Source organism: Paenibacillus sp. Z3-2, from assembly GCF_054161325.1.
In genome coordinates, this window is sequence record NZ_CP096397.1 from 6032415 (window position 1) to 6046018 (window position 13604).

Genomic DNA, 13604 nt, shown 5'->3' on the forward strand with positions numbered 1-13604 from the left:
AATTTGATGCAACTGTTCCTTTTGAAATTGTCGTATCATTTATAATAGAAGATTTCCAATCTGAACCGATGAAAGGGTGGTCTGCATGGAATTGCTTCAGGATTCATTTGGCCGGATACATGACTACATCCGTATTTCTGTTACGGACCGCTGTAATTTACGCTGTGTGTACTGCATGCCTGCAGAGGGTATGGAGTTTGCTCCACATGATGAGATTATGAGCTACGAAGAAATAGCGCAGGTGCTGAAGGTGCTTGCTCCGATGGGCATGCGCAAAGTCCGGCTCACCGGGGGCGAACCGCTAGTGCGCAAGGATCTGCACAAGCTCGTCAGCATGATCTCGGCGATTGACGGGATCGACGATATTGCACTGACTACCAACGCTCTTCTACTGGACAAACAAGCTCAAGCATTGAAAGACGCTGGACTGAACCGCATTAACATCAGCCTGGACTCCCTGCAAGCTAGCCGTTTCTCCATGATTACCCGTGGGGGCGATGTAAACAAGGTACTGAAAGGCATTGAGGCTGCAACAGCCGCTGGTCTCGCTCCCATCAAGCTGAATGTCGTGCTGATGAAGGGCATTAACGATGATGAAATCAAGGACTTTATTGCAATGACCATTGATCAGCCTCTTCATGTGCGTTTTATTGAATATATGCCGATTGGACAGGCTTCGGATTCATGGCGCAAATCCTATTTGCCGCTGGAGGCCGTCACGGATGTATGTACTGAGGCGGGTTGGGCGGTTGAAAATACAGCAGGCCCAGCGGGAAACGGCCCATCACGCAATATGAAAATTGTGGGCTCCGAAGGCACATTCGGATTGATTCATCCCGTGAGCGATCACTTCTGTGACAATTGCAACCGACTTCGGCTGACAGCTGACGGACATATCAAAGCCTGCCTCTACTGGTCGGATGAGTATAATGTTCGCCGCTTCGTGGATGACCCGGATGCCATGGCGGCGCTCTTCCTCAAAGCGCTGGGTACGAAACCCAAGAATCACGAGATGGCTCTGGCTCTGGAACAAAAAATGCAATCGCACACGCCGACGGTACGGCGCATGTCCCAGATTGGCGGATAACACGTGTTTCATGGATGATGTACGCTGGCATTGTATACCTTTACGTGAATCAGCATTCATTGCGGGAAACGTGAAATAGAGCGTTGCACAAGGATAAGATAGTAACCAAAGCAGACGAAAACATGATGTTCTTGCCTGCTTTTTTGTCATATTTTATAAATTTCTAAAAGAATCCATTTCCCCCGATGAGATGGAGCGTGGACTACAATGCCTCGCAGAGGCTGTCCACAGGCTCATGGATTCTGGCTCCTGACTTCGAATGCTGGTTCCTGATTTCACAACCAACAAACAGCCTTGACCTGGAAGGACCATGTCCTTCAGATCAAGGCTATTAGCGTAAGTTTCCTAAGTGTGTTCGAATACCAAAAGCGAGTAGCTACCGATGAAGCTGAGGGATTCTTTCGAATGTTTTACCCCTTTACAGCACCCTCCGCAATGCCCTCCATGATGAACTTCTGGAAGAACGCGTAGATTAGAATAACCGGAATCGCAGTCAGTACCAGGGAGGACAGAATCAACGGCCATTCCTTGTTATATTCACCAAACAGCATGTTCGTGGACAGAATCAGCGTATAGCGATTCACATCGGTCAACATGAGCAGTGGCAACAAGAAGTCATTCCAGATCCACAGGAAGTCCAGGATCGCGATGGTGACTGTGATCGGAAGCAAGAGCGGGAAGATAATCTGGAAGAACGTCTGGAACTCATTACATCCGTCCATCTGAGCCGATTCCTCCAATTCACGCGGAATGGACTTCACAAACCCGTGATAGAGGAAGATTGCCATGTTCACACCAAGTCCGATATAGATCAGGGCCAATCCGTACGTGCTTCCCTGTACACCCATGCCTTTGGCCACCCGTGTCAGTGGAATCATGATTGAGTGGAACGGCACCAGCATGGACGCAACAAACAGGAAGAAGATCAGGTTGCTCAAACGGCCGGAAGTACGTGACAGCTTGTATCCCGCCAGTGAGGCACAAAAGACGATTCCCCCGATCCCCAGAAAGGATACAATTGCCGAGTTCATCGAACTGCCCAGCAGATTGATTTTGTTAAACGCGTCCGAGTAATTCTCCCAGTGAAGCGTTGTCGGCAGCGCGATAAAGGACTGGAACATCTCACCCTGTGTTTTGAAAGAGTTCACCACCGCCATGTAGATCGGCAGCATGGCGACGAGAGAGCCCAGAATCAGCAGCAGTCGAATCAGATAACTGTTCAGTCGTTGCATCCTCATGCTTCCACCTCTTTCTTCTTCATGACGGTGATCTGGATGAGTGTAAAGATGAGTACGATGATGAACAGCACAACTGATTTGGCACTCGCATAGCCGTATCTGAAGTTGTTGGAGAACGCTTCTTCATAGATGTTCATCGTGATAACCTGCGTGGCCCGGCCCGGTCCACCACCAGTCAGTCCATACACCACCTCGAACACTTTGAATGCTCCGTTCAGCGTCAGGAAGAAACAGATGGTCACGGCATGAGTAATCATCGGCAACACTACATTGCGCAGCACCTGGAATGCGTTGGCCCCATCAATAACAGCCGCTTCCTTGAGACTTTTCGGCACACCCTGGAGAGCAGCCAGATAGATGATCATCATATAACCTACACCGTTCCAGAGCGATACGATCAGAATGGAGTAAAATGAAAACTTCGGATCACCCAGCCATTGCTGGTCCAGGAACGAAAAGGCCAGTTTCTGTGCGAGCTGTGGCAGCACCTGAGAGAAGATGAATGTCCACATGAAGGCACTGATGATCGTACTAATCATGTTAGGCATGAAGAACAGGGTCCGAAAGAGCCCCTTGCTGCGCGTCCGTGACTCAATCAACACGGCGAGCAGCAAGGCAATTCCATTTTGCAGAATCAGCATAAATATTACATATTTCATCGTGAACCACAGGGAGTTCAGGAAGTCGGGGTCTTCTTTGAACAACTCCACAAAGTTGCCCAGACCGATAAAGCTGTAATCCCGATTGAGCCCGTTCCAATCCGTCAGGCTATAGAACATGCCGCTAAACGTAGGGTACAGCAGGAAAATCGCATAGATGACAAAGGCAGGCGCAGTGAACGCGAGCAATGACAGATACTTCTTGAACACATTCGTAGCCATAGGTTCTCCCCCTTTTCACTCGAAGCGGATGATTGTAAACGAGGGAACGAAGAACGTTCTGCCTGCCGTATCATCTGCTTGGAGACTGCGACGAAATAAAGTACCGCTAATTTGTTGACTAAACTCTCAAAACCGTTGAGAATTTGCCAACAAAAGCAGGTACTACATTCCTCGCAGCTCCTTACTTGTTGACTTTGTTGTAGGATTTCCACGCCTTGTCGAGCGCATCGATTACCTGCTGTTGATTTAATTGCCCAGAGTAGTAGCCTTGCAACGCTTTGCCTGACTCGTCTTTCACCGCTTGAGGGATGGATGGGTCCTGATAGGCTTTACCTTCACTCACATATTTCTGGGCATCGTCTACCCACGGGAAGCTCTTGAAATCATGGATCTTGGCAACCGGATTGAACTTGAGTGCTTCGAAGAATGCGCTTGAATCCTTGTCATCAAGAATGTAGTTCACGAAATCGAGTGCCACTTCTTTGTTTTTGCTAGATGACGATACTGCCAGTGAAGTAGAGGTACTCAGATTGATTTTGGTATCATCCGGATTGTCATTGATCGGCATGGGTGCTACACCGAAGTTCAAGTCCGGGTTGGACTTCAGGATGGTTTCGGCAAACCATGGTCCCTGAATCCACATCGCGGCGCTTCCTGAAGCGAAGGCTGCTGAACCATCATCTCCGCCCACTTCCAGCGCTTTGTCCGTTCCATTCGCATTGACCAGATCGAAGATATCGAACAATGCTTTCATATCCGAGAAGGAGCCCTGATTCTGATTCATCTTGTCGACGAAGTCTTTGTGCTCTGATTGGGTCAATGCCCCCACAGTGAGTGGCAGGAATAATTGCGGAATCCAGGATTCTTTGTAGGACAGTTCAAACGGTGTGATGTTAGCTGCTTTCAGTTTCTCCACGACCGCTATCATTTCCGTTAACGTCGTTGGTACTTCCAGCCCTTGTTCTTCGAAAATATCTTTATTGTACAGATAACCCCATGATAACGTTTCCAGTGGAACAGCCACGACTTTGCCCTCCGCATCCGTTACGGAAGGTTTAACCGAATCCAGCAATTTATCGACAAAAGGTTGACCCGACAGGTCTTCCAGATAACCCGCTTTGCTGAACGGTGGAATCTCATTGACCGCATGCAGGGCGAACACATCCGGTGCATCATTGGAGGCGAGTCGGGTCTTCAGAATCTGAGGTGCATTGTCCGCTGGTGGCATCTCCAGTTGCACGTTCACTTCAATGTTTTTCTCCGCTTTCTCCTTGGCTTTGAACTGTTCTATATATTTATCGTAATGTTCTTTCAGCCGAGGTTGTGCAACGAATACTTTGAGTGACACCGTGCTGCCTGATGCCGATTCTTCCTGCCCATTGTCCGTTCCTGCATTGGAGCCGCAACCTGCGAGCAGAACACTGACCAGTACCGCACTTGCTACGCTTTTCCATACTTTCATCTCTTATGACCTCCCGGTGTGTAACTGGTTTGTCTTTCATAGGCTCATTATATACCAGAGGATGAAAGCGCTTCATTGGACAAAATTAGACTCATGTATTGGATTATTTTAAACCTTAATCCAGCCGAAAATGCTCCTTCGAACGACTCATTCCGTGCTACTGCCTGAATTGCCTGACATACGAGGTTGTCCCTTCCGCATCTCCCCCGGTGAAACTCCGAAATGCTTCTTGAACACCCGATAGAAGTAGGACACGTCTTCATAACCCGCCATCTCGGCAATATGCTTGAACGGAATCTGTTCATCCATCACCCATTCCTTCGCTCGCGTCATGCGTAACTGGACAACATAGTCGGTCACATTCACCTCATACTCTTTCTTGAAGACCTTGCTGAGATATTCCTTGCTGACAAAAAAGATCTGGGCGAGCTGCTCCAGCGTAATCATCTCCATACAATGCTGCTCAATGTACTGCTTCACCTCATTCAGGTTTAGCTTGTTTTTGAACTTGCGCTGCGCAATCAGCTGCTCCAAAGCCTGATAGTAAGGCGCGGATATCCGCTCCACTGCAGCAGATATGGATGTCAGTGCAGCCACAGGCGGCAGCGCTGTTCCCACTGGCCGCTCGTACAAGCCGTTGGAGACGCACAACTCATCCAGCAAAGCCTGTAATTCATAAGCCACCCGCCCGAGCTGCCGGGGTCTGTTAATCTCGCATCGTTCCAGCTTCTGCTGTAATTGCTGGAACCATTCCCTCAGACTCTGAACGTTCAGGTCATTAAACCGCAGGCGAGCCTGCTGCTGAAACAAAGAAAAATCACCAGCAAACGCAGAGGGATACGACTCCCATGATTCAGGCGCAGATTCAACCTTTTCCAATTCTTTTGCACATTTGGCAAGCACACCATTCAGTTCATCCGGATTCACCGGTTTAAGCAGATAATCAGCAGCCCGATGTCGGATCGCATGTTTGGCATAATTGAAGTCATCATACCCGCTCACCACGATGACCTTGATCTGTGGGTATTGTCCGCTCAGCGTCTGTAGCAGCTCCACACCATCTGTGCCGGGCATACGCATGTCCGTAATGATAATGTGAGGCTGATGCTGCTTGACCAGTTCTATGGCCTGCTCGCCATCCTCTGCTTCACCTGAAACGGTCATGCCGAGCTCACTCCAATCTCCAAGGTTGCGCAGAATATCCCGGTTCCACGGTTCATCATCTACCAGCAGCACTCTGTACATTTCTTTGTTCACAAGGCTTCGCCTCCTGTGTTGCAGGGGATTCGTACTGTAACGCTTGTCCCCTGTCCGTATTCACTTTCCATGCTCATCCCGTATTCAGGTCCAAAATGCATCACCATTCGTGAAGCTGCATTGACCAGTCCAATACTCGTGCCTGAACTCCACACCCGATCCGCCTCCCAGGTAAGCCGCTCCAGTCTGGACTGCATCTCCGCTAGTTTCTCAACATCCATACCCACGCCATTATCATGAATTCGAATGGTTACATCTTTGGATTCGCAGACGACCTCAATGCCCAGTTTCCACTCACCCTGCTTCTTCTCCAATCCATGTAAAAATGCGTTCTCCACAATCGGCTGCAGAGACAACTTGGGAATATAACATTCCCGAAGTTCCCCGGTGATCTCCAGTGTATATTCAAGCCTCCCGGCAAAACGCTGCTTCTGAATCAGCATATAATGCTCCAGCTGGTCCAGTTCAGACTGCAGGGGCACAAGCCCATCCGGCGCTCGCACAATATAACGAAACATCTCGCTCAAGGCTCGAATGACCTTGTAACTGTCTGCCGGTTTTTGCGAGTAGACCATGCCGCCAATCATCTGCAGCGTATTTTGCAGAAAATGCGGATGGATCTGGGATTGCAATGCTTTGAGTTCGGCCGTCTGCTTCTCCAGATTCATCAGGTAGTTGTCACGAATATGTTCCCGAATACGACTTGCCATGCCGTGCAGATTTTTCTCCAGCAGGCCAATCTCATCTACCCGGCCGCTTCGTACCACTTCCCTGCCCTTGATCAGCTGGATACCCTTCATGGAATTCGCCAGTCTGACAATGGGCTTCGATGTACGCCAGGCCACCAGCACAGCTAATCCCACAGATATGACGGTGGCCAGGCCACCCACGACCAGTCCGTATTTCATCGTGTCCAAAGCACTTTCGTTAACGACATGGGCAGGTACAATCTTGATCACACGAAGTCCTGACGGCTCAATCGAATGAAAGAACACGTATTCCTTGGGCGTGCGGATGAAGCCAGAACTTTCTTTCGTGCTTGCCAATTTCTCCAGTGCTTCCGCAGACGGCTGAATCTCTTGGTTCGGCTGATAGACTGGACTGCCCGCGCTGTCAGCAATGTATACCGCATAGTCTCCACGGCTATCCAGCAGCTCCAGCGTCTGATTGAACTCAGCCCACTTGACCTCCAGACTGATGGCACCGATCTGTGCCTGATCCTCGAAGCGGTTCATGCTGCGGGTCATGTGAAACTTTTGCGGATCGTCCGGATCATTGATAATCGTAAAATCTTTATGTTGTGCGAAAAGCTCATGATACCCTTCCGGAATTTCCGATACTGCCTTGATGCGAGAATCCATGGAGTTGAAGGTGAACAGGGTGTCCAATTCTTTCAGGTACAGTTCAACGCCAAATACATAATTGCCAGCGGAATAGTATACACTGTTCAGCATATTGAACACGGCCTTCTGTTCATCGAATCGACTGGCTGCCGGTGCTTCCTGGTTCAACGCCAGATATTGATGCAATTCGTCACTGATCTGAATCGAATAAATAATATTGTTCATGCGGGCGAACTGTTCACCTAGATAGATAGAGGCCCAGTTCATATTGGCCCGGTTGGTCTCCATAATCTCCTCTTCCATGGAAGAGCGGGTATTCTCGGCTGCCATGGCGGTCATGGCAATGACGGGCAGAACGGCCAGCAGTGTCATGGTAAGGATCAATTTATTGCGAATGCTGCGTTTAAAAGGATCTGTCAGCTTCCGATAACATTCGGTAAACATAGCGCATCCACTCCTGAGCTAAAATAAGACAAACGCCCCAGCATGGAAGCCGAGGGCGCTTTGGTCTTTATATTCGTTTGGAAATGTTAAAATATCACGTTATACAATAGAATGAATGGTTACACGAGATCACTACGCGGTCAGAACAACCTTCTGATCGCTGTTATCACCGGATTTTTTTGATTCCCTTTTCTAAGGGAAAAATCCAGTGATAAAGGCGAACGCTCCGCTTCCTCAGGTTATTTCTGCCCTCTCCGTTAACGTGTACATGTTAAATTCAACTTATATACCTATATTTATTATTTTCTATTATTGTTCAATGATCCGTATGCCCCATGGCTCCAGTTCGATCTTCTCTACCGCAGCAATCGGGGTTCCTGCCAGTAGCTCAGTCCCTTCCCCATAAGCATTCACGAAGGAAGTTGCCTCATCCGCATAATTGAAATAGTAGCGAATCGTGTTCCCTTGATCGTTCACACCTGTCTTCACAATGATGGGAAAAGCCAGCTCCTGATGAGCTCCCCATACACCCGCTTCCTTCATGACACGCTCCAACACTTTACGGATCACGGCAGAACTGGTGTAACAGCCAACATAGGTTGCTTTGCCTTTTCCATAGGCATTCTGAGTGATTGCCGCATATTCACCCCAATGTGGATGATCATACCAAGCGAGTACTTCAGCCGTTGTCGGCGTAATCAGCTCCATCCAGGTATGAATCTGGTTCTGCTCCTCACCAACCCCGAATGGATCATCGCGCAGTGACACATGTTTGGGCTCTACAAAAAGGTTATAGCTGATCCCGCATGCCTCACTGATCAGGCCGGGCTGGCGAGTAGAGCGTACCTTGATATGCTCATTCGCAAATCCGCTTTTGAACGAGTAGACGATATGTCCGCCATCCTCTACGAATTGATTCAATTTTTCCAGCAATGCATCCGAAGCAGCATACAGAGCAGGTACAACGAGCACATCATACTCCGCATAACTCTCAACAGATGGATCGATGAGGTCACAGCCCATGTTCATCTTGTACAACTCATCGTACATCCAGCGCACCACGTCATTGTAGTTCTTGTCACTGGTGAAGTTAAAACCAAACCACTTGATCGATGTCAGTGCCTCATTGCTGAACAGCACAGCCACTCGATTCTTTTTCTTCAGATTGACGAGCTTCGGACTCAGTCTTGCAAAATCCCTGCCAATCGTCTTCGCTTCGTTGTACACCCGATTCGGTTCAAAGTCATGACTGAGCAGTCCTTTCCAATAGGTCTCAAACGAATTGTGCAACGAATGCCAGTGCCAGTAGGCGACCATGTTCGCTCCTGATGCCAGATGACTGAATGCCTGTAGACGCAACTGGCCCGGGTAAGGAACCCAATGCCAGAACGCCTGCGCTTCGGTCTCCAGTACAAGATAGTTCGATTGTTTGGTGGAACGCGCCACATCCCCGCCGAATGAAATCTCAATGCCGGTCAGATCATCCTGGGAAGGATGGTAGATGTCCACACTGGTGATGTCAAAAGGTTTCGATGCGGCAAAATGATCCACATCCCCTTGAATGCCGTAGGAATATCCACGCCAATCGAAGTCAAAGTTCTGGGTAACAAACTGTCCTGCCTGTTTGTATTCATTCACAATCCCCACTTGCCAAGCCAAAAAGTTGGTTACCAGCTGTCGCTGGAACTTGGCAAATTCAGCCCCCAGACTGCCGTTGATCGTTCCTACAACAGACGGGAAGTCCTCCCAGCTATTGATCCGATTGCTCCAGTAATCGAGGCCAAATTCCCTGTTAAGCTCATCCAGAGAACTAAACTTGTTACGCATATATTTGACGAATTGCAGTTGCACATTATCTCCGGCTGTATTGTAATGCTTCGTCTCGTTATCTGTCTGATAACCGATTACCGCTGGATGTGTACTTACCCGAGAGATCAGCTTGCGGATGATTCGCTCGGCATAGAATAGATAAGTTGGATGTGTAATGTCCATGATCTGTCTTGCGCCGTATTTGCCAGGTCCCTGTGAGGTGGTAGCCAGCACGTCCGGATGTTCCTTCACCATCCACGTTGGAACAGCATACGTTGGTGTGCCAACGATGACCTGAATCCCCGCCTCATGCATGGCATCCAGCACACGATCTACAGAAGAAAAGTCAAATACACCATTCTGCGGTTCATGGGTACTCCAGGTGGATTCTGCAATACGGACCACATTGATGCCTGCATCCTTCATCATCTGAATATCCTTGTCCAATCTTTCGTAAGGCATATATTCATCATAGTAGGCTACGCCATACAATAATTTATCCATCATTTAATCTCCTTTTTGTCGGGAAATGTAGTTCTCTTGCGTTGCATATGAGTTGACATAATCCAATCCATAATGGTAGCGTTTACATTATTAGCGGTTGAAAAACTTGGATTGTTCAGTAACCACTACGCTGATGAGTCCCATGGATTATCCATGCTCGCGTTAAACTGATTATAATGAAGTATACTACGGGTGCCGATTGTACAAGGCGAGTTGTTTTTACCCTTTTCCGAGGTGAATGTTATGGATATCCGATCACAGCTCCGAGAAATGCCTCACCATACGTTGGCCCACTGGCTGCCTATTATCGACTGTAACATCAAATTCTATGGTGCGCACAGCCAAGAAGTTCCATATGGATGGGCAATGCCAGAGGAATCACATCCGGGATTTGAGATCATGTTGATTATTGAAGGCACCCAGAAAAGTGTGATTCATGGTTATACCTATACCGTGGAGGAAGGTTCCATTCTCCTCATTCCGCCCGGGTTCAAACATACGAATCAATGTGTATCCACGGACGGCATGACTTATTTCAGTGCTCATTTTAATGTGGATGATCCTGTCTTCACCCTGAAGTTGATATCACAGCATAGCCGAATCTACGCTGCAGGTACAGCCGATAATAGGAAGATACGTGCTGTGCTGGAGAGCTGGATGGGCATGATTAACGTATCTGAAGCCTACACGTCCACCGATAAAATGATCATGCAGGCACGCATGTTTGAACTGTTCGCCCTGTTGTCCCAAGCCGCTGACAATGAACCGGAGTCCGCCAATTCCGTTGCTGCTTCACACACACCAGCCCCAACAGCCATGCATTATGCGGGAGCTATTGCGGAAGCGATTAAGCAGGCATTCCATGCCCAGCTTCGAATCAAGGAAGACAGTGTGTCCACGGTCAAAGTCGAGCAGATTATATCCTCGTTTGGCATCAGCCCGGGATATGGTCTGCAGGTCTTTCGCAAGGTGTACGGGCGATCACCCAGGGCCTACCTGTCCAGCCTGAAGTTGCAGGAAGCCAAAGTGCTGATCGAACAGCCAGAGCTGTCGCTCGGGGAAATTGCGTGGAAACTCGGATATACCCATCTGTCTCACTTCAGCAGACAATTCAAGCGCTGGACAGGCCAAAGTCCGCTGCAATACCGCAATCATCATGCAGACGCATCAGGCGATCCTGTATCCTACAGATCTGAATCGAGTCCAGAATCCTGATTGCGAATATGCTCGTATGCTTCCGGCGTGTTCATATTACTCATTTGCATTGCTAGTTGATGAACGCCTGCTCTCTCAAGTTCTTCCGCTTCGACATAGCGGCAACCAATCTCTTCAAGCCATTGCATGACTCGAAGATGCCCCTGCATCAGGCGCTGCTCCAGATCAGGGAGCACTCGCTTGTGATAAGCACCTGCAAGCGGATGGACACGTCCATCCACACGCGGAACGATAGCAGAATAAGAGTCAGCCGATTCGGCCAGCTTTTTTATCCCATCCAAAAAGGACGTTTGCAGAAGCGGCATATCGCAAGCGCAGACCAGATTCCATTCTGTATTGGAAGCTTCCAGTGCCGCATGAAGGCCAGCGAGTGGCCCCTTTCCAGGATAGTGATCCTGAACGCATTCGTAGCCCATTTCACCGTAAGTTGTCATGTTGGGTCCGGCAGCCACGATGATACGCGATACGGCGGGTCTCATGGCCTTCGTCACATGTTGCAGTACAACAGAACCGTTCAGTTCCAGCATAGCCTTGTTGGCCCCCATGCGGCTGGATAACCCTCCTGCCAATATGATGCCTGTGAATTCCCTCGTGTTCATGTTGTTATCCTCCCTCCGATCACGATGTGTGTTTGGTTGCATCAATTTGAAAACGTTCGCTATGCATTGAATCCCCTTTCAACAAATGATACATTGAACAATATGCATTTGAAAGGAATGGCTTAATTGGACAGACCTGTACCTTCGAGAGGCAATCCCTCATTGGTTTCTCTGAAACTATATAACTTTTTCATATATGGAGCCATCTCGATCTTTGCCGGATTCCTGCAGCTCTACCTGCAAGAGATTGGCATGACCAAACTGGAGATTGGTAGTCTGATGGCGATTGGCCCCTTTGTATCTTTGTTCGCCAACCCGTTCTGGGGCTTCTGGAGCGATAAATCTCGCAATATTCGCATCATTCTGATGATTATGATGGGAGGCACATTTGTGCTCGCCCAGGGTGTGTTCTATGCGCCCAGTTATACATGGATCTATGTAGCCATGATCTTCTTTTATTTTTTTCAAAGTCCATTATTCGCTCAAACGAACAGTCTAATTCTCGGATATATCGATGGTACGACCCAAAAATTCGGGGCATTCCGGCTCTGGGGTTCACTCGGTTGGGCACTGACTGCCGTCGCTGCCGGACCGGTTATTGACCGTTTTGGCATCGGCAGTGTATCCATTATATTTGCGTGCATGATTGTTATCGCCTTTGTATTATCCGTATTTCTGCCCAGACAGCCTATCGCTTCGGATACACCTGTGGTTACTTTTCGGCGGTTTGGCAAAGTCATGTTCAATCCGTATTTTATGACATTTATCGGCCTGGGTGTACTCGTGTCGGTGCCCAATGCGATGAACAGCACATTTATGTCGCTATATATCGTAGAGATGGGTGGTGACAAACAGATGGTGGGTTGGGCCATCTTCACCTCTTCCATTCTCGAAGTCGGTGTATTTCTGCTGCTGGACCGCTTACTCAAACGCAAAATGAGCATACTCCTGGCATCCCTTATCCTCATCAGTGTGCTGTTTGCACTTCGCTGGCAGCTCATGGCACTGGCTAACAATCCGCTGGAGATTGTATTCATTCAGCTGATGCACTCCATTACGTTCGGTGGATACTTCTATGTGGGTACTCAACTGACCATGCTGTTTATCCCAAGACCTTACCGTTCCTCCGGTCAAGCTGTCTACACGATGGCCTGGGGCGGTCTCTCCGGCGTCATTGCCGGTCTGTTCGGTGGCTGGTTGTTCCAGAGCTTCGGTGCGGAAATCATGTATAGCATCGGCGTATTCTTCTCGCTCATCGGCGCGGTCGGATTCGGCATCATGTGGTTGTCGAATCGACGTAACGGCTATCAGCCAGTTGTGTTGACGGAGATGGGCAATATGGATGAGGACAGATAATCATTTGTTTGAAAAAGTTGAAAGATTTCCACTGGAGCACTCCGATGACAGAACAATCTTTCGATCGCTGTTATCCCCGGATTTTTTTGATTCCCTTTTCAAAGGGTAAAATCCGGTGATAAAGGCGAACGCTTCGCTTCTCTAGCTTTGTTCTGTCCTCTCCGTTATGGTGTAAATAAAATATTCAAACATTCAAACAAAAGATTAGGAATAGGTGCAGTAAAGAGAAAGGCGTCTAAGGTTTGTTGCTCCTAACGAACCTTAGACGCCTTATTTGCAAAAATTTCACGAAATTCCAAAGCTAAAGAACCTCAGCCACGTTATTCTGCATAATAGATTGAACCTGACTATATCCAGAAAAACAAAAGGGCATCCTTCGCCATGATCATGACGAAGGATGCCCTTCCTT

10 protein-coding genes are annotated in these 13604 nt (G+C 48.5%); 3 read left to right on the top strand and 7 right to left on the bottom strand.

Annotated features, from left to right (window positions below; translation table 11 throughout):
- Positions 1-85 precede the first annotated feature (85 nt).
- Positions 86-1087 (top strand): GTP 3',8-cyclase MoaA, encoded by a 1002-nt coding sequence (gene moaA, locus M1D71_RS26970; RefSeq protein WP_458124366.1) that lies wholly within the window; start codon positions 86-88, stop codon positions 1085-1087.
- 410 nt (positions 1088-1497) lie between these two features.
- Here moaA and M1D71_RS26975 read toward each other — a convergent pair whose 3' ends face one another.
- The 6 genes from M1D71_RS26975 to M1D71_RS27000 all read right to left on the bottom strand — a co-directional run bounded on the left by M1D71_RS26975 (position 1498) and on the right by M1D71_RS27000 (position 10025).
- Positions 1498-2325: a carbohydrate ABC transporter permease gene (locus M1D71_RS26975; protein WP_017691892.1), complete on the bottom strand. Its 828-nt coding sequence runs from the start codon at positions 2323-2325 to the stop codon at positions 1498-1500.
- Entirely contained in the window at positions 2322-3206 is an 885-nt protein-coding gene (locus M1D71_RS26980) for a carbohydrate ABC transporter permease (RefSeq protein ID WP_145324507.1), read from the bottom strand. Before M1D71_RS26980 ends, M1D71_RS26975 begins: the two co-directional genes overlap by 4 nt.
- 181 nt (positions 3207-3387) lie before the next feature.
- Complete coding sequence (locus tag M1D71_RS26985; RefSeq protein ID WP_458124367.1) at positions 3388-4668, bottom strand: ABC transporter substrate-binding protein; 1281 nt, start codon at positions 4666-4668, stop codon at positions 3388-3390.
- Positions 4669-4815: 147 nt separating this feature from the next.
- The gene (locus M1D71_RS26990) at positions 4816-5925 is read right to left on the bottom strand and encodes a response regulator transcription factor (protein ID WP_458124368.1); all 1110 of its coding nucleotides are present in this window, start codon (positions 5923-5925) and stop codon (positions 4816-4818) included.
- Positions 5922-7712 carry a sensor histidine kinase gene (locus M1D71_RS26995; RefSeq protein ID WP_458124369.1) on the bottom strand — a complete coding sequence of 597 codons (1791 nt, stop codon included), beginning with the start codon at positions 7710-7712 and terminating at the stop codon, positions 5922-5924. Before M1D71_RS26995 ends, M1D71_RS26990 begins: the two co-directional genes overlap by 4 nt.
- Positions 7713-8021: 309 nt before the next feature.
- On the bottom strand, positions 8022-10025 hold the full coding sequence (locus M1D71_RS27000) for a beta-galactosidase (protein ID WP_458124370.1): 2004 nt from the start codon (positions 10023-10025) through the stop codon (positions 8022-8024).
- 243 nt (positions 10026-10268) lie between these two features.
- Between M1D71_RS27000 and M1D71_RS27005 the strand changes: the two genes are divergently transcribed.
- Complete coding sequence (locus M1D71_RS27005) at positions 10269-11240, top strand: AraC family transcriptional regulator (RefSeq protein WP_458124371.1); 972 nt, start codon at positions 10269-10271, stop codon at positions 11238-11240.
- Here the strand turns inward: M1D71_RS27005 and mobA are convergent.
- A complete protein-coding gene (gene mobA / locus M1D71_RS27010; RefSeq protein WP_458124372.1) occupies positions 11210-11839 on the bottom strand; it encodes a molybdenum cofactor guanylyltransferase in 630 nt (209 codons plus the stop codon). The two genes, M1D71_RS27005 and mobA, sit on opposite strands and share 31 nt — an antisense overlap.
- A 162-nt stretch (positions 11840-12001) precedes the next feature.
- On the opposite strand from mobA, the gene M1D71_RS27015 reads away from it, so the two are divergent.
- The gene (locus tag M1D71_RS27015) at positions 12002-13195 is read left to right on the top strand and encodes an MFS transporter (RefSeq protein WP_145324519.1); all 1194 of its coding nucleotides are present in this window, start codon (positions 12002-12004) and stop codon (positions 13193-13195) included.
- Positions 13196-13604: the final 409 nt, after the last annotated feature.